Annotated in this window: 18 protein-coding genes; 12 read left to right on the plus strand and 6 right to left on the minus strand. The window is 59.8% G+C overall.

All coding sequences use genetic code 11. From position 1 onward, the window contains the following. The first annotated feature begins 7 nt into the window (after positions 1-7). The 3 genes from ACP8ML_RS12160 to alr all read left to right on the plus strand — a co-directional run bounded on the left by ACP8ML_RS12160 (position 8) and on the right by alr (position 4,657). Positions 8-1,423: an amino acid permease gene (locus tag ACP8ML_RS12160; RefSeq protein ID WP_117188383.1), complete on the plus strand. Its 1,416-nt coding sequence runs from the start codon at positions 8-10 to the stop codon at positions 1,421-1,423. A gap of 362 nt (positions 1,424-1,785) precedes the next feature. Further along, positions 1,786-3,270 carry an amino acid permease gene (locus ACP8ML_RS12165; protein ID WP_117188381.1) on the plus strand — a complete coding sequence of 495 codons (1,485 nt, stop codon included), beginning with the start codon at positions 1,786-1,788 and terminating at the stop codon, positions 3,268-3,270. Between the two features lie 259 nt (positions 3,271-3,529). Beyond that, on the plus strand, positions 3,530-4,657 hold the full coding sequence (alr, locus tag ACP8ML_RS12170; protein WP_065673300.1) for an alanine racemase: 1,128 nt from the start codon (positions 3,530-3,532) through the stop codon (positions 4,655-4,657). Between the two features lie 225 nt (positions 4,658-4,882). Here alr and ACP8ML_RS12175 read toward each other — a convergent pair whose 3' ends face one another. From ACP8ML_RS12175 to ACP8ML_RS12185, 3 genes are all read right to left on the minus strand, one after another. After that, the gene (locus ACP8ML_RS12175) at positions 4,883-6,307 is read right to left on the minus strand and encodes a phosphoglucomutase/phosphomannomutase family protein (RefSeq protein WP_016666511.1); all 1,425 of its coding nucleotides are present in this window, start codon (positions 6,305-6,307) and stop codon (positions 4,883-4,885) included. Positions 6,308-6,420: 113 nt separating this feature from the next. Continuing rightward, complete coding sequence (locus ACP8ML_RS12180; RefSeq protein WP_486702963.1) at positions 6,421-7,611, minus strand: galactokinase family protein; 1,191 nt, start codon at positions 7,609-7,611, stop codon at positions 6,421-6,423. Continuing rightward, positions 7,608-8,444, minus strand: a complete 837-nt coding sequence (locus ACP8ML_RS12185; RefSeq protein WP_117188375.1) for a nucleotidyltransferase family protein — start codon at positions 8,442-8,444, stop codon at positions 7,608-7,610. Before ACP8ML_RS12185 ends, ACP8ML_RS12180 begins: the two co-directional genes overlap by 4 nt. Before the next feature lie 124 nt (positions 8,445-8,568). Between ACP8ML_RS12185 and ACP8ML_RS12190 the strand changes: the two genes are divergently transcribed. The 8 genes from ACP8ML_RS12190 (at position 8,569) to fumC (ending at position 17,366) form a co-directional block, all read left to right on the plus strand. After that, entirely contained in the window at positions 8,569-9,438 is an 870-nt protein-coding gene (locus ACP8ML_RS12190) for a hypothetical protein (protein ID WP_486702964.1), read from the plus strand. A gap of 529 nt (positions 9,439-9,967) precedes the next feature. Beyond that, positions 9,968-10,783 carry a class I fructose-bisphosphate aldolase gene (locus ACP8ML_RS12195; protein ID WP_065673323.1) on the plus strand — a complete coding sequence of 272 codons (816 nt, stop codon included), beginning with the start codon at positions 9,968-9,970 and terminating at the stop codon, positions 10,781-10,783. After that, positions 10,780-11,358 carry a glycerol-3-phosphate responsive antiterminator gene (locus ACP8ML_RS12200; RefSeq protein ID WP_065673322.1) on the plus strand — a complete coding sequence of 193 codons (579 nt, stop codon included), beginning with the start codon at positions 10,780-10,782 and terminating at the stop codon, positions 11,356-11,358. Before ACP8ML_RS12195 ends, ACP8ML_RS12200 begins: the two co-directional genes overlap by 4 nt. Continuing rightward, complete coding sequence (locus ACP8ML_RS12205) at positions 11,336-12,853, plus strand: FGGY-family carbohydrate kinase (RefSeq protein WP_065673296.1); 1,518 nt, start codon at positions 11,336-11,338, stop codon at positions 12,851-12,853. The genes ACP8ML_RS12200 and ACP8ML_RS12205 overlap by 23 nt, the downstream gene beginning before the upstream one ends. Continuing rightward, the gene (locus ACP8ML_RS12210; RefSeq protein WP_171048511.1) at positions 12,846-13,601 is read left to right on the plus strand and encodes an SDR family NAD(P)-dependent oxidoreductase; all 756 of its coding nucleotides are present in this window, start codon (positions 12,846-12,848) and stop codon (positions 13,599-13,601) included. Before ACP8ML_RS12205 ends, ACP8ML_RS12210 begins: the two co-directional genes overlap by 8 nt. 3 nt (positions 13,602-13,604) lie before the next feature. Beyond that, a complete protein-coding gene (locus ACP8ML_RS12215) occupies positions 13,605-14,603 on the plus strand; it encodes a 2-hydroxyacid dehydrogenase (RefSeq protein ID WP_065673295.1) in 999 nt (332 codons plus the stop codon). 6 nt (positions 14,604-14,609) lie between these two features. Continuing rightward, positions 14,610-15,860, plus strand: a complete 1,251-nt coding sequence (locus ACP8ML_RS12220) for a PTS transporter subunit IIC (protein WP_117188373.1) — start codon at positions 14,610-14,612, stop codon at positions 15,858-15,860. Positions 15,861-15,959: 99 nt separating this feature from the next. Beyond that, positions 15,960-17,366, plus strand: a complete 1,407-nt coding sequence (gene fumC / locus ACP8ML_RS12225) for a class II fumarate hydratase (protein ID WP_117188371.1) — start codon at positions 15,960-15,962, stop codon at positions 17,364-17,366. Positions 17,367-17,570: 204 nt separating this feature from the next. Here fumC and ACP8ML_RS12230 read toward each other — a convergent pair whose 3' ends face one another. From ACP8ML_RS12230 to ACP8ML_RS12240, 3 genes are all read right to left on the minus strand, one after another. Then, positions 17,571-18,482: a carbohydrate ABC transporter permease gene (locus ACP8ML_RS12230; RefSeq protein WP_016666518.1), complete on the minus strand. Its 912-nt coding sequence runs from the start codon at positions 18,480-18,482 to the stop codon at positions 17,571-17,573. A 1-nt stretch (position 18,483) separates the two neighbouring features. Continuing rightward, the gene (locus tag ACP8ML_RS12235; RefSeq protein WP_171048525.1) at positions 18,484-19,377 is read right to left on the minus strand and encodes a carbohydrate ABC transporter permease; all 894 of its coding nucleotides are present in this window, start codon (positions 19,375-19,377) and stop codon (positions 18,484-18,486) included. Positions 19,378-19,630: 253 nt separating this feature from the next. Further along, positions 19,631-20,947, minus strand: a complete 1,317-nt coding sequence (locus tag ACP8ML_RS12240) for an ABC transporter substrate-binding protein (protein ID WP_171048524.1) — start codon at positions 20,945-20,947, stop codon at positions 19,631-19,633. 252 nt (positions 20,948-21,199) lie between these two features. Here ACP8ML_RS12240 and ACP8ML_RS12245 point away from each other — a divergent pair, with 252 nt between their 5' ends. Next, on the plus strand, positions 21,200-22,180 hold the full coding sequence (locus tag ACP8ML_RS12245) for a LacI family DNA-binding transcriptional regulator (protein ID WP_171048523.1): 981 nt from the start codon (positions 21,200-21,202) through the stop codon (positions 22,178-22,180). Positions 22,181-22,184: the final 4 nt, after the last annotated feature.

Raw genomic sequence — 22,184 nt, forward strand, 5'->3', positions numbered from 1 at the left:
CAGACCGATGAAGAATGCATCAGCGACCCTCAAGCAGATCGACCCTGCTGAAGAGCGGGAACTGCAGCGCGGCCTGACCAACCGGCATCTGCAACTCATCGCCCTGGGTGGGGCCATTGGCACCGGAATGTTCATGGGCTCCAGCAGCACCATTCACCTTGCCGGCCCATCCAGTGCCCTCATCTACGCGCTGATCGGCTTCTTCATGTACTTCATGATGCGTGCCCTCGGCGAGATGCTGCTCTCAAACCTCCACTACAAGTCCTTCCGTGACATCGCTGAGGACCTGTTGGGGCCTGCCGGAGGTTTCATCGCCGGGTGGACGTATTGGTTCTCGTGGATCGTCGCCGCCATGGGAGACCTCGCGGCCATCACCGCCTACGCGCAGTACTGGTGGCCAAACATCCCGAAATGGCTGCCAGCGACTGCCCTGGCCACCGTCCTGCTAGCCCTCAACATCATTGCCGTGCAGTTCTTCGGCGAGGCCGAGTTCTGGTTCGCGCTCATCAAACTCATCGCTGTCGGTGCGCTGGTGGTCGTCGCCATTGTGCTCGTGGCCACCCGCTTCGTGTCCCCGGACGGGGACCCAGCCACGATTGCGAACCTCTGGAACGACGGTGGCTTCTTCCCCAACGGAGTGATGGGATTCCTCGGCGGATTCCAGATTGCCTTCTTCGCCTTTGTCGGCATCGAGCTCGTGGGCACCGCCGCCGCCGAGACGAAGGACCCCTGCACTACCCTTCCCAAGGCGATCAACGCCATTCCTGTGCGGTTGGCCCTGTTCTACGTGCTCGCCCTGTTAGCCATCACCACCGTCATCCCCTGGCGCAAGGTGGTGCCTGGTGTCAGCCCGTTCGTGTCGCTGTTTGGCTTGGCCGGTTTCGGAGCTGCTGCCAGCGTGATGAATTTCGTCCTGCTCACCGCCGCGGCATCGTCGGACAATTCGGGGCTGTACTCCACATCGCGGATGATGTACGGCTTGGCTCTCGATGGTCAGGCTCCGTCAAGGTTCCGAAAACTGTCGGGCAACAACGTCCCGCGCAACGCGCTTGCCGCATCCTGCCTGCTGCTGCTTTGCGGCATCATCTTCCTGTACACCTCAGACTCGATCATGCAGGCTTTCGCCCTCGTGACGACTGTTGCCGCTCTGCTGTTCCTGTTCAGCTGGTCCCTCATCGTCGTCTGTTACATCGTGTACCGCCACAAGAGCCCCGACCTGCACGAGGAGTCGGTGTACAAGATGCCTGGCGGCGTCCCGATGTGCTGGGTCGTGCTGACATTTTTCGCGATCAGCCTCGTCATCCTCGCCTTGGATCCGACGACGCGAATCGCGGTGCTCATCACGCCGATCTGGTTCGTCTTCATCGGTTCGATGTACCTCGTCTACCGCCACCGCACGCAGCGCAAGGAGGGGTTGCGCTGACCGTCATCGACTTCTGGTCCGCGGAGCAGACACGCCTCGCGGATCAGAGATGCTCCCTGGAAGCAGCCAGCCTCGATCGAGGTTCTTGACCACACAGACACGGTAGTTGTCCTGACGGGGTCAATGGTTGTTGATATGGGTTGATAGCCATCTCATTGGCGGATGGATCACCATAATGATTAGAAATCGACGAGCATGGCACTCGTACTCCAACCACGACTATTTGGCCATCCTTTAAATGACGATCACCAGGGGTCGACCGGCCGGTGCTATGCTGCAAACAAATTTCATCGTGGAAGGTTGAGACACCGTCGACTCACCCTCACCGCGCGACTCTGACGTCCATTTCACGGAGGCGACACATGACTGGTTTCGGCGAAAATCCAGACACTTCGGGGCGCCCTCAAATGCCAATGAGTGAGGCTTCCCTGGCTGCGGATTCATCACATTCCGAGGAGCACGGCGAGGTGCACCTCCACCGCAATCTGAACAACCGTCACATCCAGCTGATCGCAATCGGTGGCGCCATCGGGACCGGCCTGTTCCTCGGATCCGGGAAAGCCATCCACGCTGCCGGACCAAGCATCATCGTGTCCTACCTCATCATCGGGACCATGCTCTACTTCGTCATGCGAGCCATGGGCGAGTTGCTCATGTACAACCTCGATTACAAGAGCTTCCAGGATTTCGCAGCCGATCTGATCGGCCCTTGGGCAGGATTCTTCCTGGGATGGACCTACTGGCTCTGTTGGATTGTCACTGGAATGGCCGAACTCATTGGAATCACCACTTACTGGGATTTCTGGATCAAAAACCATAGCCTTGCTACCTTACTAGCAGCTGCGACACTCTTCCTACTTCTCTGTTTGAATCTCCTCACTGTTAAAATGTTCGGTGAACTGGAGTTCTGGTTCGCACTTATTAAGATCATCGCGATTATCTCACTTATCATTCTTGCCATCGTGCTGGCAATCATTGGATTCAAGTCCCCCTCTGGGGGCGCCGTATCATTCACCAACATGTGGGATCACGGTGGATTCATGCCAAATGGATGGAGTGGGTTCTTCGCTGGATTCCAGATGGCGGCCTTCGCATTCGTAGGGATTGAACTCATCGGCACAACCGCAGCCGAGACCCAAGACCCTGAAAATACGCTTCCCCGAGCCATCAGTGCTGTTCCGGCACGAATCCTCATCTTCTACATCGGCGCTCTGGCCGCGATCATGACAGCCGTGCCGTGGAACGAGGTCCGCCCGGATTCATCCCCGTTCGTACAGGTTTTGGGACTCGTCGGATTCACTGGGGCCGCCAGCGTGATGAATTTCGTCGTACTCACGTCCGCTGCATCGTCATCGAACTCCGGGATCTACTCCATTTCACGGATGCTCTTTGGCCTCGCGCATAAGAGGATGGCTCCGAGACAGTTTGGGCGCCTCAGTAAAAATGGCGTCCCGCGATGGGGGCTCGTCGTCACCGTCCTGGTTCTCAGCACAGCGCTTTTGCTGGCGGCGTCAGAATCCTTCGTCGAGGCTTTCACTCTTGTGACGACAATTTCCTCAGTGCTGTTCATCTTTGTCTGGAGCATGATCGTCATCAGCTACATGAAGTACCGAAAGATTGCTCCGGACGCCCATTCAACGTCGAAGTACCCCATGCCTGGTGGGCGCGGCATGTGCTGGGCGATCCTGGCGTTTTTCGTCTTCACCCTCGTGTTGCTGGCCCAGGAACCTGACACCGCCCATGCTCTCGCACTCACGCCTCTCTGGTTCCTCATTCTCGGAATCGGCTGGTTCTTCGACCGCCACCACGCCATCCGCGACGACGCGGGGACCGACGATACCGATTAGAGAGGGACAGTCGAGCGACGATGATGACCAGCACGTTCTATCGGGACCGCACCAAATCTTGGCTGGTAGGGAATTGGACCAGAGTGTGAGACACGATGACAACTGATGCAACCGGCCCGCAGTGAAGTGCCCGGAATGGGGCCGTCCGCCAGCCACGCGGACGTGGCCAGTTCCATCATTCCGTCATGCGTGCCGGCGTCGCCCTCCCCTATCCGTTGACCGCATCGCAATTTCTGACAGCTCAAAGGAGTTATGACACATGTCAAGATGCCCGTCGCCCTCACACGCCATTGTTGATCTGTCTGCCATCGCTGCGAACCTCGCCGTCGTCAGGAAACGGGCTGGTGGCCGGAAGATCCTTTTCGCCGTCAAGGCCGATGCTTATGGGCACGGTGCCGTCGAGGTCTCCCGCTATGTCGAAAAACATCACTGCGCTGACTGGCTTGCCGTCGCCACTGTCGCGGAAGGCCAAGAGCTGGTGGAAGCCAACATCACACTCCCCATCCTCAAGCTCTCCCCCGTTGACCCCTGGGACCTCGATGCTGCTATCGAATCCGGCATGCGCCTCACGGTGGTGGATTTCGACACCCTGGATGCAGTGAACTCTGCCGCCGGGAAGCGGGGAGTCACCGTCAAGATCCACATTGCCGTCGATAGCGGTATGGGGCGTATTGGGTTGCGGCCTGAACAACTTGGCGAACTCACGGCCGCCGCGGATCGTGCCGAGAACGTCGAGGTCGAGGGAGTATTCACTCACCTGCCCATCAGTGACGTCCCCGAGGGAAAGGACTTCACACGACGCGAGATAAGCACTTTCATGAATGCTGTATCCCGAATCGAGGCGGAGCGCGGACCCTTCCCATTGGTGCACCTTGCCAACTCCGGCGCGATCCTTGGACATGACCTGGGACGAACGTCGATGGTGCGCGCAGGCATCGTCGGTTACGGATACGACCCCGACCCGCACGCTGGTCGCGCCGAACTGCACCCTGCTTTGTCCTGGGTGAGTCACGTCACCTTCGTCAAAACTGTCAATCCAGGCGACACTATTGGCTACGGACGAACTTGGACCGCAGGCGAGACGACAAAAATCGCCACCGTGCCTGTCGGATACGCCGATGGGCTATCCAGGGCGTTGTCGAACAAGGGGCGCGTGCTCATCGGAGGCGCTGTTCACCCCATCGTCGGTCGGGTGTGCATGGATCAGTTCATGGTCGATCTCGGCCCTGATTCGACTGCCACCGTGGGTGATGAGGTAGTTCTCATTGGAACCCAGGAAGACGAGGTCTTGACCGCCGACGACATGGCCGAGCAGCTCGGAACCATCAGTTACGAGATCACCTGTGACATTTCGAAGCGGGTGGATCGTCATTGGACCGGGGAATGATGGGCTAATCGTCACTGGGCTGCGTGGATAGCAACAAGGCACATCCTCACCTCATCCGCGCGTCGTGCCCCCTGCCCCCGAGCCCAATACCGGGCAAAATCCCCGCTTGGTGTGTGGTCACGTCACGCCTCTGTCGCAACCACACACCAAGCGGGGAAAACCCATCACCAGGCCAACTGCCCGGGTCGCCGGGCCCAACCCCTTGGCGTAAGCAGGGCCACCCCGTCACTCGAATTGATAGTGCTCAACGACCTCGTCGATGCACGCACGGGCCATCTCAGCGTCCGGCATCTCGCAGAACACTCGTAGCAGGGGCTCGGTACCGGAGAAGCGAACAATGATCCACCCACCGTTGGCGAAGTACACCTTGACTCCGTCCATGTCGCTGATGTGGTCAATCTCGAGGCCAAAGTCGGGAAGATCCTTCTCCTCGTAGATGCGCTTCTTGAGCGCCTCCTTGTCCTCGGACGCGAAGGAGAAGTCATCCTCCACCATCTCGAGGCGACCGTAACGCTCCTCGATGTCAGCGTAGATCTGGGAGAGCTTCTTGCCCCGTTTGGCGATCATTTCCACCAGCAGGGTGCCCGCGTAGACGCCGTCCTTGCCCGCAATGTGTCCCTTGACGGTCAAACCTCCCGAGGACTCACCGCCGATCACAGCGCCGGTCTCAGCCATCTTGGACGACACCCACTTGAAACCGACCGGAACTTCGTAGCACGTCTGCCCGTGGGCCTCGGCAACGCGATCGAGCAGGTGTGTCGTCGCGAGGTTGCGCACGCACCCGCCCTTCCAGCCCTTGTCCTCCAACAGGTAGGTGTACAGCAGGACCAAGATCTGGTTGGGGTGCAGGAAATGTCCCTGATCATCAATGATACCGAGTCGGTCAGCGTCACCATCGGTGGCGATGCCGATGTCGGCTCCCCGCTCGACGACCTCCTGGGTCAACGCCTGCAGGGTCTTGGAGTTCGGGGAAGGGAGACGCCCGCCAAAGAGGGTGTCGCGGCGCTCGTGAATGGTGTCGACGTCGCAACGAGCCGTCATGAGGATGGTCTGGAGGCAGGTGCGAGAGACTCCGAACATCGGGTCGAGGACAACCTTGAGGTGGGCGTGTCGAATCGCTTCGAGGTCGACATGGTCGAGGATCGCGTCGATGTACCAGTTCATCGAGGTTTGCACCTCGACCAGCCCGTCACGAAGGGCGTCAGCGCGGTGTACGCGCTTGATGTCGGATGGGCCGATGGAATTGGCACGACGCTGGATGGGTTCAGTAATCTCCACCTTGGCGTCACGACCGCCCTCCGTGAACACCTTGAGTCCGTTGTACGTCGCGGGGTTGTGGGAGGCCGTGACCGCCATGCCATAGGCACAGTCCAGGTCGCGGACAGTCCACATGATCATCGGGGTCGGAGCAGGCCGGTCAATGATCCGAACGGTGAGCCCATTAGCCGCGAGCACTTCTGCCGCCCACCATGCGAATTCTGGGGAGAGGAAGCGTTGGTCGTACCCAATGACAACCGGGCGCTGCTGTTGGTTCTCGTCATGTATACGGTCTGATAGCGCTTGAGCGACTCGCTCAACATTGAAACGAGTGAAGGTATCCGCGATGATCGCTCGCCAGCCGCCAGTGCCAAATTCGATCTCGTCCGCCACGGTTCAAGGATAAGCTGGAAAACGCCTTCAGGTTCCAGGACGACCGCGGTCGCGAAGATCCGCTCACCACCCCTGCGCGATGGCGAGATGGCGATGAGCGGACTCCCGGCTTTTCAGTCCAGGCGCCGAGCAGAGGGTCCCGGACGGGCAACGACAGTCATCGCTTGGGACGCTTCTTCCGGGTACTCGTCGCGATACGAGGCGATCCATTTTTCGGCGAACTCCTTCGACTCCGCGGACGGAACCAACGCCCACACCGAGCCGCCAAAACCAGCACCAAAGGAGGTTGAACCAACCGCTCCGAGATCATGCGCGATGCGCGCCAAGGCGGCGGTCTGCGGAACCTGGTTGCCAAGAAGATCCTCGGCCGCTCGCTGAGATTCCTGGGCCATTCGACCGAACTCCTCGAGGTCGCCACACGATAGCACCTTGGACGCCTCCGGGATGATCTTTTCGGACTCGGTGAGGAAATGATCCAGGCGTCGGGTGAGGTCCTCTCGATCCCGCACCACCTCGTAAAGCTTCTCGGCGTCAGGGTCAACGGCAAGGACATCGCCGATGACCGCGTCATGACGACCAGTGTTCGAATTCCACCGACTGACGATCTCCCGAGTTGCCAGGGACGCTGCGTTGTAGAGATCCCGCGCAGCTCCGGTCTTCTCAGCCGCCACCCCAGAAACAATGACGACGAACGACATGTCCTCGGGGAACGGGACTCGTGTCTCCAGTCGGATCGGGCAGAAGCGGAATTGCCCGAGTCGACCGTCCTCGCTGCACACCATCGCCGTGTGGTCCTCTGAGCCGCCAAAAGTTCCCACGCCAGCGGCACCAGCAAGGTTCTTGAAGGTCATGCCGTTCTCGTGGCAGGCCAGGTATCCTGCCAGGTCAACGTCATCGGTGATGTTGTCTTGCCAAGCAGTGGTATCCGACAGCCCGTTGAAATCGGCCAGACCAAGCACAATCGCGCTGACCAGAGCTGACGAGGAGCTCATCCCGCTGGCAAGCGGCAGGTCGGAGGTCAACCGGATCCTCGCCGGGGCCAGGTCGCCAAAATTGGCCGTCAGGCGATCGAGTACGGCCTGGGCGTACCTGCCCCAGTGCCCTGCCGGCAATTTTGGATCGTAGCCAGCCTTCAACGACAACTCACCGGGAGCTGCGTCGGTCGATGCCGTGAGCCCCCTGTCCCCTGGCTCCACCGAAATTGTCACGCCGCGATCCACTGCGGCCACCAACGTCGACCCACCGGCGTAATCGGTGTGCTTCCCGAGGACCTCGATACGCCCTGGAACGAACCAACGCGTCATAGTTTCACCTCGCGACCACCGAGCGCGTCAACCACCGAGGCGATGTCCCCACGGTTCGACATGTCAAGAACGCCCGCTTCGACGGGAACAACGGCAAACCGCTCGCCTTGCTCGACCATCCACCGCACCGCATCGACGATCTCGTACTCACCACGCGCAGATTTCTCGATGGAACGACAGGCTTCGAAAATCCTCGGGGTAAGCAGGAAACAGTTCATCGAGACCAACGCGGTCTCCCCAGCAGCGTCAACAACTTCGGGGGCCGGCTTCTCGATGATGTCGGTGAGCTGACCAGAATCGTCAGAATCCAGCAGAGCGAAGGCACGAATACGCTCCGGGTCGATATTGGACTGATCGATCATGGCACGCTTCGTGAAGCCGAGCGTCGCAGATGCGGGTACTTCGCGAAGCCTGGCAACAGCGTCCTCGGGGTAGAAATTGTCCGAGTTCACAACAAGGACTCTGTCGTCACCGGCGAAGTGCTCGGCAGCTGCAACCGCATCAGCAGTACCTAGCGGCTGTTCCTGAATCGCGTATGTGATCTCGACTCGTGACTTCTCGCAAGAGTCGTAGTAATCGCGAATCAGATCATGCTCCGGACCGATCACCAGACAGAATTGGTCAAACCCGGCATCTGCGAGGGAAGAAATCACATAATCGAGGAAAGGACGGCCATCCAGACTGATCATTGCCTTGACGCCCGCTTGTGCGGCGCTTGCCTGCTCTGCAGTGAGGGAGACACCCACAGCGGCCTTGCGCATGCGGGTTCCCAGGCCTCGAGCCATGATGACGGCCTTGTGAGGAGCTCGTTGTGTCACGGGATCGTGTGTCATGTGAGTAATCCTAGGAATCGTCTCGTTCTCGCACGCAGCTAGGACGGCACACGGTCACTTCAGGTGATCCTTTTCCATTTCCGCCGGCAGAGTGTCGGGGACACCAATCACGTATCCTCGTGACATGGCCACCGGTAGCAAGGGCACCTCGAGCAAGGGCTCGTCAGCTAGCAAGCACTCATCGGCGATAGTCTTCCTCACCATTCTCCTTTTCGTCATGAAAGACAGCGCCTTCGATGGGATCATCGGCTTGGTGCTGCTCGCGACGGTGATCATGTGGATCGTCCAGGCGCAGAAGGACAAGGAAAAACGCAAGATCGGTCGGGATTACGAACACGAATCTGGCTCGGATGACCAAGAACTGCGGATTCTGAGTCCCGACTCCTTGGGGCAGAAGAAAGTCATCAAGCGGCGGCCTCACACATCGGCGAAAGCTACTGACCCGGTGTCGGACCTCTCAGCTGACAAATTGCTCAGCGATTCCTTCACCGCCCTGACCAGCGCGCTCTCAGGTATTTCTGACGACTCCGAGAAGCACGACGAACCTGCACGTCCTCACCCTCATCAGACCCTTCCGACACCGTCGTATTCTCAGCGCTCGTCGTCTCCTACCCGGGATCCAGGTGAAGACGTTCCCGAATCCTTGGGGATTGACAATTACGAACCCCTTCCGTCCGAAGTTGCTGCCCCTCGTTTCGACGCAGCGAGTCTCCCAACTCCCAACGCATCCTCGGCTCACCTTGTGCAGGGCGCGCATCCAGCGGCGCCCCCGAAGACTTTCGCTACTCCCCGGAAGCCCTCCACTACTGCAGGCACGAAATCCCCCAGCGGCCTTGGCACGGCAGGACCCGTCAGGGAGCGTCATTTTGACGACATGCATCGCGGTTCAGCTGCCATTTCCATGACCCACGAATCATCAACCATGCACCTTCATGACGCCTCGGAGGACCACGGCTCGTGTCTGTCCGCCTCGTCCCTCTTCTCTCAGGACTGACAGCCTTCAACATGTGGCCGATTCTCACTGTGAGGCATGAAAAGTCTCCGGTGCTCCAGGGGATCTACACGAACCTGCTCCGCCCCTTCTTGAGGTGACAGTTTTCGCACCCGCGTCAACCACCCATCTGGGGCACGCTCCAATATTCCGAGCCGAAGCACCGTCAGCCGCGCCTCACACCGGAACGAGCACCCCTTGATGTCGACGCCACAATGCTGACCTGATGGTGTCAAGAACCAGCTCCGGAGCTTCGCGGATCATCGTCCTGTTCCTATTCTCCGAAGAACGCAGGCACAGAACCAGCCCTGGGATGATTCCCCTCACACACATGACCCCCAGCCCCTTGACAGACCAGCAGTCGACTGTTATCATTTTAAGAAAAATAAAGTTTTCGTGAGTTAGCGCCTTGAACGCTCACCATCCCAAAAGGGATTGGTGGGCGTTTTTTGTTGACGCCATCACTTCTAGAAACACCCTACAAGCAATGCGCGGGATCCATTTCCACGTCACCACCAAGGCTGGAGAATCAATGTCGATTCACAAGATTTCACAACGTCGCATGGACCACATTATTGCCCCCGACGGTCGCAGCTTCATGCTAGCAGCGGATGCCCACAACTTCAGTCCGCACGCCGGCAATGTGGACCGAGCTGTGGCTGCCGTTCCACAGATGGCGCAGGAAGGCCTCGACGCCGTGCTAGTTCCCCATGGGATCGCGGCCCGCTGTGCATCCTTCTTGAGAGACGTCGGCGTCGTTCTACGCTGCGATGCCTCAACGAACGTCTTCGATCCCTCCGTACCATCCACGCACATGGTTAACTCGGCTCTCGACGGGGTCCGCATCGGCGCTGACGGGCTGGTCGTCATGTCATTCATGGGAGCCGAACACGGTCCCCGTACCCAGGCTGAGATCCAGAAACTCAGTGGCGAAGCATCACATTTCGCAATGCCGCTCATCGTCGAGTCCCTCCCCTATTCCTACGCAGGTGTCGACGACCCGGGCTCACGACCGGAAAACGTCGCAGTCGCGGCCCGGTTCGCTGAGGAAGTGGGGGCTGACATGATTAAAACTCGGCTCACAGGAACTGTGGAGGACAGCCGAATCATCCACGCCGTCACCGTGCCCGTCGTCGCCCTCGGGGGCCCGAGAACCGAGGATCTGTCCGACTACCTCACCTACCTGTCGCGATGCCTCGATGCCGGGGCGCGCGGTGTCGCGGTGGGACGCAACATCGTGGACGACCCAGATCCGACAGCGAAGGTCGCTGCCATGGCAGCCGTCATCCACGGGGGCGTCGGGGTGGATGCAGCTATGGCGATATACCAACAGAAATGCCGATCATGACCTCCCCGTCATGGAGAGTCATCCCATCGGTGCGCGATCTGCGCACACTCGACGCGGCGCTCTCGAGTCCCAGTCCTGACGTCCTGTTGTCCAACGTGCACATCGGGAACCTCGTCAGCCTGTCATCTCGTGTTCATGCCATGCGCAAGAACGTCTTCGTGCAGTCAGATCTCATCGGAGGGTTTCGTGCCGATCCGGACGGAATCCTTCTTCTGCGCAACAATTTCAAGGTTGACGGCGTGTTCACGTCCTCCCACCAGACTCTTGCCTTAGCCAAGCGCACCGGCATGCGTCGTTATTACCGAGTCGCCCTGATGGATTCACGTTCGGTCACGACAGCGCTGCAGGCACTCAAGGGCTTCCAAGGAGACGGCGTCGAGCTTCTCCCTGCTGCAGTCGCACTGGATGTACACGCGCAGTTCAGAGACGTCCTGCCCGATTCGGAGATCCTCGCGGGTGGATTCATCCGAACCGACGAGATGCTCAGCGCGCTGCGTGATGCCGGCCTCAGCGGAGCAACAACAAGCAACATCTCATTGTGGAGTGAGCATCATGAAATATCTACTCGGAATTGATGACGGCGGCTCAATAACGAAGGCCGCCCTGTATAAGCCGGATGGGACTCTCGTCGCTTCTCGCTGCGGAGATCACGTTCCACTCCACACTCCCGGACCGGGATTGACCGAACGGGACATGGATGCCTTGTGGCGTTCAAACGTAACCGCAATCCATCGGGTGCTCGATGCCTCGGGAATCAGCGGGAACGACATCGCCGCCGTGTCGGCAACCGGACACGGAAATGGGCTGTACATGGTTGACGATGAAGGCAGACCCACGTACAACGCCATCATCTCCACCGATGAGAGGGCCGAACTTCTCGTGGAAGATTGGCGAAAGGATTCCCACTTTGCCACCGATATTTTACCACGCACGGCCCAGTCACTGTGGCCTGGACAGCCTCCTGCTCTCTTGTCCTGGCTGCAACGGCACCGACCCGAAGTCATCGAACGGTCTTGCTGGGCCCTGCTCGCCTCCGGATTCGTCCGGATGCGCCTGACCGGGCAGGCGACCAACAACATTTCCGACGCCTCTGGAACGAGCCTATTCAACGTCTCCCAACGTGAGTACGACGCCGATGTGATGAACTTCTACGGAATCGGCGAGCTGGCCCACCTCATGCCTCCTGTGGTGGAGTCCGACCAGCAGGCCGGCACTGTCACACCCCGGGCAGCGGCCGAGACTGGCCTGGCAGCTGGCACACCGGTCGCCGGTGGGGTCTTCGACATTGCCTCATCGGCACTGGCCTCAGGACTGGTAGAGATGAATCGTCTCGCCATCGTCACCGGCACCTGGTCGATCAATGAATTCGTGTCAAGCGCCCCTGTGGTCGATCCCGACCTGTTCATGACATCGATCTACCCGCCCCCCAATGCGTGGCTCATAACTGAGGGATCACCGACGTCAGCGGGGGTCTTCGAGTGGTTCATCAACTCCGTCCTCAACCCGGCCATGGAGCTCAGTGGGCACGAACTGCCCTCGCGACAGGAACTGTATAAACTCATCAACAAGGTCGTGTTTTCCACACACACCGAGCACTCCGATGCCCCGTCCTTCCTACCCTTCGTCTTCGGCAACTCGGCATATCCAACGGTGCGAGGCGTCTTCTCAAGGATCCAGGCGTCCACCGGCTTGGCCGACATCCTGCGATCGATTTATGAAGGCATCATCTTCAGTCACATGGATCACATCGCACGCCTCGAACGAATCCAGCCCCTGTCGGAAGAGGCGGTGTTCACCGGCGGGATAGCCAACAGCCCGCAATGGACGCAAATGTTCTGCGACGCAACCCAACGGCCGTTGCATGTCGTCCAGGTCAACGAGGCGGGGACTCTGGGAACTGTCATGGCAGCCGCGGCCATGATCGGGGAGTACTCCAACGTTCTCGAAGCAGCTCGGGAGATGGCTCCCGAGCATCGCGAGCTCATCCCGAATCCCACCAAGGCCGGACTTTTCGCAGACCACTATGACGCCTGGCGCGAGACCCTCAACAAGGAGACATCTCATGATTGACCAACCATTCCGGGGACGCACCGCTCTCGTCACAGGAGCCGCAACGGGCTTGGGATGGGAGGTGAGCCGCCAATTGCTGGAAGCCGGCGCTTCGGTTGGAATGTCGTATCGGCCAGACGGTCACTCTGACGGTATTGCGCAACTCGTCGACAAATTTGGTAACCGCGCCCATGGTTACGCCTGTGACCTTGCCGATGTTGCTTCCACCGAGAGACTCTTTCAAGATGCCGCCTATGACATGGGGGGCATCGACCACCTTGTCAATAATGCTGGAACGTGGCTCTCGGGGCAATTCGAGGACATACCGGTCAACGACTGGGATCTGACCTTCGCCATTAATGTCAGGGCCCCATTCATTCTGTGCCAGAAAATGGTATCCCAAGAACCAGCAAATATCACCAGGAAAATTGTCAACGTCACTTCACAAGCAGCCTTCCAAGGATCAACCACCGGACACGCCCACTACGCCGCGTCAAAAGCGGCAATTGTGACAATGACGATGTCACTTGCGCGTGAAGTGGCTCAACGTGGCATCAACGCGAACTGCATCGCTCTTGGCATGATGGAGTCCAACATGGTTCGCGATTCCATCACCGCCCGGCCCGACTATTACCGAAATCGGATACCAATTGGAAGGATTGCACAACCCAATGATATCGCCCCCGTTATCCTGTTCCTTCTAAGCCCAGAAAGCGATTACATCACCGGTGCAACAGTCAACGCCACTGGTGGAATGTTAATGAGGTGAACCATGAAAATTTTGTGCATCGCCGATAATTTCATCCCAGCCGATTACATAAGGTCTGGATTCTCCATAATCCCAGAATTGGAAAAATCCTCAGTCATACGAACCTGGAATCACGACTCCATCGAAGACCTCCAGCACGACAATCTCCTCGTCGAGCAGGCAGGCCCTGACGCCATTGATATTCCAGCAGCAATCTTCGATGACGTCGCCGAGTTCGACGCCATCGTCACCCAGTTCTGCCCAGTGCCCTCCTCTGTCATGGAAACGGCGACCAACCTGAAGGTCATCGGGGTCCTGCGCGGAGGCACCGAGAACGTCGACACCGAAGCTGCTGCAAAGCATCACATCGAGGTCCTGAACACTCCTGGACGCAATGCTGAAGCCGTCGCGGAATTCACGTTGGGGATGATCCTCGCCGAGACCCGAAACATCGCACGATCACAGGCCAACCTGCGCGATGGATCCTGGGCCCGGGACTTCCCCAATGTCCAGTCCATCCCAGAGATTGAAGGGAAAACGGTGGGCATTGTCGGGTTAGGGCAGATTGGGCGCAGAGTGGCCGCCTTCGTTCAAGTCATGGGGGCCCGGGTCGCCTACTACGACCCCATGGTGGAGGAGGAGGCCTTCGAACGCCACTATGACATGACCAGCCTTGCCACGGTCAGCGACATCCTGTGCGTCCACGCCCGGCTCACACCTCAAACCCACCATCTCGTGTCCAGCGAGGTCCTTTCCGCGCTGCCATCCCATGCCATCCTCATCAACACTGCCCGGTCTGGCCTGGTTGACGAGAAGGCGCTGGTCCGAGCCCTCCGAGACAGAACAATCGCAGGAGCAGCCCTCGACACCTTCGACAACGAGCCCCTGGCCAGTGACGACCCGCTCCTCGACCTGGACAACGTCACCGTGACCGGTCACCTTGCGGGATCAACCATCGACGCGTTTCGGAAGACACCGGCGATGCTCGCAACCCGGCTCCACGCCGCACTCCGGAGACGGTGAAAGACCATGTCCGTCATCAACTCCATCCTTGGGCTCGGCGCCCCAGTTTTCATGCCCATACTGTTCCTCCTCATCGGTCTGGTCTTCGGCCTGAGACTCGGCCAGGCCTTCAAAGCTGGAATGCTGGTGGGAATCGGCTTCGTCGGAGTGAACCTCATCATCACCTTCCTCCTGGATTCCCTGGGAGACGCCACTCATCTCATGGTCGAGCGGATGGGTCTGGACCTCACCGTCCTCGATGTCGGCTGGGGCACTGCCTCGACCATTGGCTGGGGGTCGCCCCTCGTACCTGTCGTCGTCGTTTCCTTCCTGGTCCTTAACTTGATTCTGCTCATGCTGAAAGCCACTAGGACGATTGACATCGACATTTTCAATTACTGGATATTCCTGCTGGTGGGCGCCTTAGCGCAAAATGCATCAGGATCCTTCTGGATCGGAGTCATAGCTTGCATGGTGGCTTTCGTGCTGAGCCTGGTTGCCGGAGACCTCATCGCACCATTCATTCAGAAGCAGTACGGCTTGCGGGGAATCTCGTTCCCTCACTTCACCTGTCTCAACTTCGTGCCCTTCGGCCTCGCCGTCAACTGGCTGATCGAACGCACTCCCGGACTGAGGCGGGTTGACTTCAATCCAGAGACGATCTCCAACCGTTTCGGAGTTCTGGGGGAGCCCATTGTCATCGGACTCATCCTGGGTTTTGGCATGGGACTCGGCTCTGGTTATGACATTGGAAAGTCTCTAATTCTCGGTGTCGATATCGCAGCTGCAATGTTCATTCTTCCAAAGATGATCGACATCCTCGTAGAAGGCTTGACGGTCGTTCGTGACGGCGCTGAGGAACGCTTAAAGAAGTGGTTTCCCAACCGGGACTTCTACTTCGGCATGGATACTGCATTGCTAATCGGGGAACCCTCCGTCCTGGCCACCGGAGTCCTGCTCATCCCGATCGCACTGCTGCTGGCATTCGTACTCCCCGGAAACAAGGTTCTCCCATTCGTTGATCTTCCTTCGCTTATGTTCCTCATGGCATTGGTCACTCCGTTCTGTCACAGGAACATGTTCCGGATGCTCCTCACCGGCACCTTGGCCCTCGCCGTCATCATGTACGCCGGGACGGACCTGGCTACATGGTTCACCGGCGCCGCTCACACCTCAGGCATCAAGATCCCTAACGGTGCAACCCGCATCAGCAACCTTGTCGGAGGGGCGACGACCCCGGTCGGGTGGCTCATTATTCGCATCGCATCACTGATATAACCTGATCACGTACCAGTGCGTGGAGTCGGCCCCAGGGAACCTCCTCATGGACCCGACCCCACTACCCCCTCAGCCAGGAAGCACAAGTAGGCTTGCGACATGGCAGAGATGCGCATTGAGAAAGACAGCATGGGCGAGGTCGAAGTACCCGCCGAGCATTACTGGGGCGCCCAGACACAGCGCTCCCTTCACAACTTCGAGATCGGTCGTGACACCTTCGTCTGGGGCCGAGACATGATCCGTGCTCTCGGAACCCTCAAGAAGTCCGCGGCACTGGCCAACAAGGAACTGGGTGAGCTGCCGGGCGACGTCGCCGACCTCATCGTCCAGGCCGCTGACGAGGTCATCGCCGGAAAGCTCGATGACGAGTTCCCACTGGTCGTCTTCCAGACCGGTTCGGGCACCCAGTCCAACATGAACACCAACGAGGTCATCAGCAACCGCGCCATCGAGCTGGCTGGGGGCGAGCGCGGCTCGAAGAAGCCGGTCCACCCCAACGACCACGTCAACCGCGGCCAGTCCTCCAACGACACCTTCCCGACGGCCATGCACATCGCCGTCGTCTGCGCCCTCAATGAGCGCCTGTACCCCGCCGTCCAGCAGCTTCGCGACACCCTCGACGAGAAGGCCAAGAAGTACGACGACGTCGTGATGGTTGGCCGCACCCACCTGCAGGACGCCACCCCGATACGGCTCGGCCAGGTCATCAGCGGCTGGGTCGCCCAGATCGACTTCGCCCTCGACGGCATCCGTTACGCCGACTCCCGCGCTCGCGAGCTGGCCATCGGCGGCACCGCTGTCGGCACCGGCCTCAACGCTCACCCCGACTTCGGCCCGACCGTCGCCAAGCATGCGACCGAGGAGACCGGCATCGAGTTCAAGCAGGCCGACAACCTCTTCGCCGCACTGAGCGCCCACGACGCTCTGGTGCAGGTCTCCGGGTCCCTGCGAGTTCTCGCCGACGCCCTCATGAAGATCGCCAACGACGTTCGCTGGTACGCATCCGGCCCCCGCAACGGCATCGGTGAGCTCCTCATCCCCGAGAACGAGCCCGGCTCCTCGATCATGCCTGGCAAGGTCAACCCGACCCAGTGCGAGGCCATGACGATGGTCGCCACCCGCGTGTTCGGCAATGACGCGACGGTCGGTTTCGCCGGTTCTCAGGGCAACTTCCAGCTCAACGTGTTCAAGCCCGTCATGGCTCACGCCTGCCTGGAGTCGATCCGCCTCATCGCCGATTCGTGCATCAGCTTCGACAAGCATTGCGCCTACGGCATCGAGCCGAACCCCGACAAGATCAAGGAGAATCTCGACAAGAACCTCATGCAGGTCACGGCTCTCAACCGTCACATCGGTTACGACCTGGCCTCAAAGATCGCCAAGAACGCGCATCACGAGGGCATCAGCCTGCGTGAGTCCGCTCTGACGATCGGTGGCATGAGCGAGGAGGACTTCGACAAGTGGGTCGTTCCCGCCGACATGACTCACCCCAGCGCCGCTGAGTGATTTTCGCCGCCCCAACGACGTATCGGGCCGGTCACTGCATTGACAGTGACCGGCCCGATGTTTTTATACACGGCAGGAAGGGGACAGGAGGAGCAAGCGTCCTCAGGGCACGAACTGCCCTTGACCGGTCCGAGGGTCCCCTTAGGGGGATCCCACCGAGGATGGAATCCATGCTGCTGAAGTCCTATCGGACCCCAGCTGTCATCAGCCCTTGACGGCGCCGGCGGCGAGCCCGGACTGCCAGTAACGCTGGAGTACCAGGAACAAAATCACCAGCGGAATGACGCCAATGACAGAGGCCAGCATCACGGCACCCTTGTCCGGGGCGAAGTAGGCCATCATGCCGTAGAGGCCCTGGGTCACCGGCTGCAGACTCTCGTTGGTGATCATCATCAACGGCAATAGGAAGTTGTTCCACGTGGCGACGAAAATGAACAGGAAGATCGTCACCATGGCAGGAGCCAGCAGGCGCAATACCATCGTGGAGAAGATTCGGAATTCGCCGGCCCCGTCGATGCGAGCAGCCTCTAGAAGCTCAGTCGGAACCGACGAATCGGCGTAAACGTTGCCGAGGAAGACCCCGAAGGGGCTCACCATCGACGGGATGATCATCGCCCACACGGTATTGACCAGATGCATCTTGATGAACAGCAGGTAGAGCGGAACGGTGAGCAGTGCCACCGGCATCAGCAAGCCGGTCATGATGACGACGAGCAGCACCCGGCGCCCCGGGAACTGGAACTTTGCCATCGCATACCCGCAGGCGACAGAAATGATCGTCCCAACGGCACCTGCCACGGTCGAGTAGACCAGCGAGTTGAGGACCCAACGCGGGAACATCCCCTTGGTCCAGGCCATCAGGGAATGCCAGTTGGTGGCCCAGTTGAACTCGCCGAAGGCGAATCCGGGGGTGCTCACGAGATCGGTGTTGTTCTTGGTTGATGCGACGACCAACCAGATGATGGGAAGCAAGAAGTAGCAGGCCACGAAGGCCAGGATCACGAAAGTGATCGTCCTAGCTGTCTTGGAGGGAGCAATGGAGCGCGGCGGCAGCCCCGCCAGCGACGGACGATAGCGAATGCCATCCTTGGTGACGGCGGTCTTGTCGCGTGCCATGTCAGTCCGCCTTCCTCTGGACGAGGGCATAGATCATTGCGAGCACTCCAGCAACCAACGCCATCATGATGGACACTGCCGAGGCCGGTCCGGCACCACTCGGGCTGATATTTCCGTTCATGGTGTTGTAGGCCATCATCATCGGGGTGTAGTCACGCGGCATCCAGGTCGCCACGGTGGCCAGAACCGTCGGCTCGTTGAAGAGCTGGACGGTGCCGATGATCGACAGCAGGACGGCCAGCAGCGCAGCACCGCGAACCATCGGGATCTTGATCTTCGTCATGATCTGCCACCCGGAAGCACCGTCGATGCGAGCTGCCTCGTAGAGATCCGACGGGATGGCCTGCAAGGCGGCCAAGAAGATGAGCATGTTGTAGCCGGTGAACGTCCACGTCGTCATGTTGGCCATTGAGCCCAGGATGACGTGGGAGCTCAGCAGACTGAAGCCGAGATGCCCGGCGAACGGGGAGATTTCGGGCAGGTAGAGGTAGGTCCACATGATTGCGCCGACGAGACCCGGAATCGCGTAGGGCAGGAAGTAGGAGAGGCGCCAGAATGCGGGGTGGCGCACCAAGTAGGAGTCGATGACCAGGGCCAGGAACAGCGCCGCCAGGATCATGATCGGGATCTGGAAGATTCCGAAGAGCATGACGCGACCAATACCGTGCCAGAAGGCCGGATTCGTGCACACCTCCTGGAAGTTCTGCAGACCGACGAATTTCTCCACCGTCTGGCCGCCACCGAACAGCCCACCGCCTTCGGCAACTTGCTTGTGGAAGCCTGCCCGGATGCTCTCGATGATGGGGGCGATGAACACGATGATGAAGACGACGGTGAACGGCAACGCGAAGAGCCAACCGGTCAGCGCCTCGTGTCTGGCCTTTCGACTGGCCATCGTGGTTGAGGACATGACGTCTCCTGTGAGGAATTGTCACGGTGTGGATCGTCTCGCACCGTTCGTGAGGTGGCCAATTGCCGACCACCGAGAACCGCGTCCATGGCGGACCAAAAATGTCTGCTGGGGTGAGGACCGGGGCCTCTTGGAGCTCAAGAGGCCCCGAGCTGACGAAAAATCGTTGTCCCGATCCGCGCTCGTCATGCGACAGATGGGATCTGGGGCCGGCAATTGATCCCGGCCCCAGTCGACATCACTCGTTGACCGGAAGGCCGGCGTCCTTGAGCGCCTTGACCGAAGTGTCCTGAGCGGTCTGGAAGATGTCCGATACCTTGACCTTGCCGGCTGCGGCATCGGCAGCCTTCTCATTCATCTTTGTGCCCACAACGGCGAATCCAGGGATGTAACCGAACTTAGGAGCGAGCTTCTCGTTGGCCTTGGCGAGCTCAGCCATGACGTCCTGTCCGCCGAACTGCTTCTTCATCTTCTCGGGGGTGGTCACCTGGCCCTTGGCGGCGGGAACCAGCCCCTGGGTGGCAAGGTCATCGACCTGGGTGTTGAACCAGTCGTTGAACTGCATCGCCTGGGCGGCGTACTTGCAGCCCTTGACCACCGCCACGCCGGAACCACCGTCAGGACCGGTCAGCTCAGAGCCACCGAAGGGCGGCAGCTGAGCCACACGCCATTGGCCGTTGTAAAGCGTCTTGTCCAAGGCGTCGAGCATGAAGCCGGTCTCCCAGGCAGCAGCAATGTTGCCGATGAGCTTTCCGTTGACGAGAGCCTTCGTGTAGGCGTCGCTCCAACGAGCGTCGGTGAGGGCGCTCTTGTCGTCGAGGGCCTTCTGCCAGAAGTCAGCAACGACCTTGGTCTTGTCGCCGTTGGTGTCAACCTTCCACTTGTCACCCTCGGCGGAGTACCAGACGGCACCAGCGGCAGCCGCCTGGGCGGACAGCGAGTTCTGGGCCTCATCGGGCTCGAACCCGAGAATGTACTTGCCCTTGGCCGCGGCTTTCTTGGCAGCGGTGAGCAGTTCATCGGAGGTCTTCGGAACCTCGATGCCGAGCTTCTTGAACTCAGCCTCGTTGTAGACGTAGACCAGCGGGCCGGTGTCCTGGGGGAGACCGACGACCTTGTCGCCGACCGACATCTGCCCGTAGGCGCCGGAAAAGTGGTCCTTGTACTTCTCAGCTTCGCTGGTGACGTCCTGGACCAGGCCCTTGACGTACATGTCCGGGACCTCGGCATACCCGGCCTGCACCAGGCAGGGGGCGGTTCCGGCCTTGACGTCGGCCTCGAGCTTCGGCATGAGCTCGTTGGCCTTGCCTGGGAACTTCGTCGTCTCGACCTTGATGTCGGGGTGCTCGGAGTTCCACTTCTTGACGACGTCAGCAACCTTTGTCATGCCCTCGCCGTCGGGAAGACGATGCAGGTACTTAATGGTGACCGGGCCGGACGCAGATGTGGCAGCGGACTGCGAAGCGCTCTGGCTCGACGACCCGGATCCTTCCGAGGAACTGCCACAGGCACCGAGAACGAGCGTTCCGGCGACCATCGCAGCCACAGAGGCCACCCGACGAGTACGGCGTGTGATCATGTCAACCCTCTTCCTTGAGCGTCGGGACGCGGAGAGCCCGCATCCTCGGGATGTTGACCGGCGTGTGGTGGAGACCGCCTTGGATCCGCCACAAACGTCGTGTACACGTGTACATTACGGCATGCCACCCCACTCCGACAAGTGAGGGCCCACAATCGGAGCGTCGCCGATGACGATCCGGGGACAAAAGGAGGATTGCCGATGAGCGAGGACACAGGTCGGCCCACCATGCATGACGTGGCTCGGGTGGCCGGCGTATCCCATGCGACGGTGTCACGAGTTCTCAACGGTCACACCAATGTGGCCCCCGCAACTGCTCGTGCCGTGGCTGACGCGATCATCACCACCGGTTACGTACCCAATCGGGCAGCAAGGTCACTACGGGTTCAGTCAACTGACACCGTGGTCCTCGTCGCCCGCGAGAACGTCAATGTCTTCTACACCGAGCCGACCCTGTCCCCGATGGCATCCGGCGCGAACCTTCGTTTGTCGGAGCACGGCTACCAGATGCTGCTTGCCCTCGTCGATGATCCCCGCTCAGCAGAACGTGTGGGGTCATTGATTGCCGGAGGATCCTTCGACGCGGCGATTCTGGTCGCCATGACCAACGAGGATCCGCTCGTTGCACGCCTCATGGCGACAAATATCCCGCTCGTGACGGCATCAACGCCATTCCCCGGATCCGACATCCCCTCCGCTGACACGGACAACGTCGGAGGTGCCCGAGCCATTACCGAACGGCTGGTGGCCACTGGTCGGTCAAAAGTGGTCGCCATTGGTGGGCCTTCCTGGGCACCAGTCACCCCGTTGCGTCTCGACGGGTTCCACCAAGGTGCGAGAAATGCCGCGCTCGGGCACACCACGGTCGATGGGTGGACCCTCGCCGCAGGCGAACGGGCAATGTCCGAGCTCCTCCAGCGCTACCCGGATCTCGACGGAGTCGTCGTGGCCTCCGATCTACTCGCCACCGGTGCGATCCGCGTCCTCAACGAAGCTGGGCGGCGAGTACCGCAGGATGTTGGAGTCGTCGGGTTCGACGATGCGCCGGCTGCGACCCTCAGCGATCCGCCATTGTCGACCGTACGAAGTGATGCCAGGGCGACCGGAGCCGCCCTGGCAGACATGGTGGTTGCACAGATTCGTGGTCAGGAACTCCCCCAACGCCACCTCGTCATACCGAACGAAGTGCTTTGGCGGGAGTCAGCCTGAGACG

The sequence above is a fragment of the Cutibacterium sp. LaCa_255 genome (genome assembly GCF_057458005.1).

Excerpts from the sequence above, each read along its gene's own strand:
- ACP8ML_RS12160 (WP_117188383.1), top strand. The coding sequence starts at position 8 with ATGAAGAATGCATCAGCGACCCTCAAGCAGATCGACCCTGCTGAAGAG.
- ACP8ML_RS12165 (WP_117188381.1), top strand. The coding sequence starts at position 1,786 with ATGACTGGTTTCGGCGAAAATCCAGACACTTCGGGGCGCCCTCAAATG.
- alr (WP_065673300.1), top strand. The coding sequence starts at position 3,530 with ATGTCAAGATGCCCGTCGCCCTCACACGCCATTGTTGATCTGTCTGCC.
- ACP8ML_RS12180 (WP_486702963.1), bottom strand. The coding sequence starts at position 7,611 with ATGACGCGTTGGTTCGTTCCAGGGCGTATCGAGGTCCTCGGGAAGCAC.
- ACP8ML_RS12185 (WP_117188375.1), bottom strand. The coding sequence starts at position 8,444 with ATGACACACGATCCCGTGACACAACGAGCTCCTCACAAGGCCGTCATC.
- ACP8ML_RS12190 (WP_486702964.1), top strand. The coding sequence starts at position 8,569 with ATGGCCACCGGTAGCAAGGGCACCTCGAGCAAGGGCTCGTCAGCTAGC.
- ACP8ML_RS12195 (WP_065673323.1), top strand. The coding sequence starts at position 9,968 with ATGTCGATTCACAAGATTTCACAACGTCGCATGGACCACATTATTGCC.
- ACP8ML_RS12200 (WP_065673322.1), top strand. The coding sequence starts at position 10,780 with ATGACCTCCCCGTCATGGAGAGTCATCCCATCGGTGCGCGATCTGCGC.
- ACP8ML_RS12205 (WP_065673296.1), top strand. The coding sequence starts at position 11,336 with ATGAAATATCTACTCGGAATTGATGACGGCGGCTCAATAACGAAGGCC.
- ACP8ML_RS12210 (WP_171048511.1), top strand. The coding sequence starts at position 12,846 with ATGATTGACCAACCATTCCGGGGACGCACCGCTCTCGTCACAGGAGCC.
- ACP8ML_RS12215 (WP_065673295.1), top strand. The coding sequence starts at position 13,605 with ATGAAAATTTTGTGCATCGCCGATAATTTCATCCCAGCCGATTACATA.
- ACP8ML_RS12220 (WP_117188373.1), top strand. The coding sequence starts at position 14,610 with ATGTCCGTCATCAACTCCATCCTTGGGCTCGGCGCCCCAGTTTTCATG.
- fumC (WP_117188371.1), top strand. The coding sequence starts at position 15,960 with ATGGCAGAGATGCGCATTGAGAAAGACAGCATGGGCGAGGTCGAAGTA.
- ACP8ML_RS12230 (WP_016666518.1), bottom strand. The coding sequence starts at position 18,482 with ATGGCACGCGACAAGACCGCCGTCACCAAGGATGGCATTCGCTATCGT.
- ACP8ML_RS12235 (WP_171048525.1), bottom strand. The coding sequence starts at position 19,377 with ATGGCCAGTCGAAAGGCCAGACACGAGGCGCTGACCGGTTGGCTCTTC.
- ACP8ML_RS12245 (WP_171048523.1), top strand. The coding sequence starts at position 21,200 with ATGCATGACGTGGCTCGGGTGGCCGGCGTATCCCATGCGACGGTGTCA.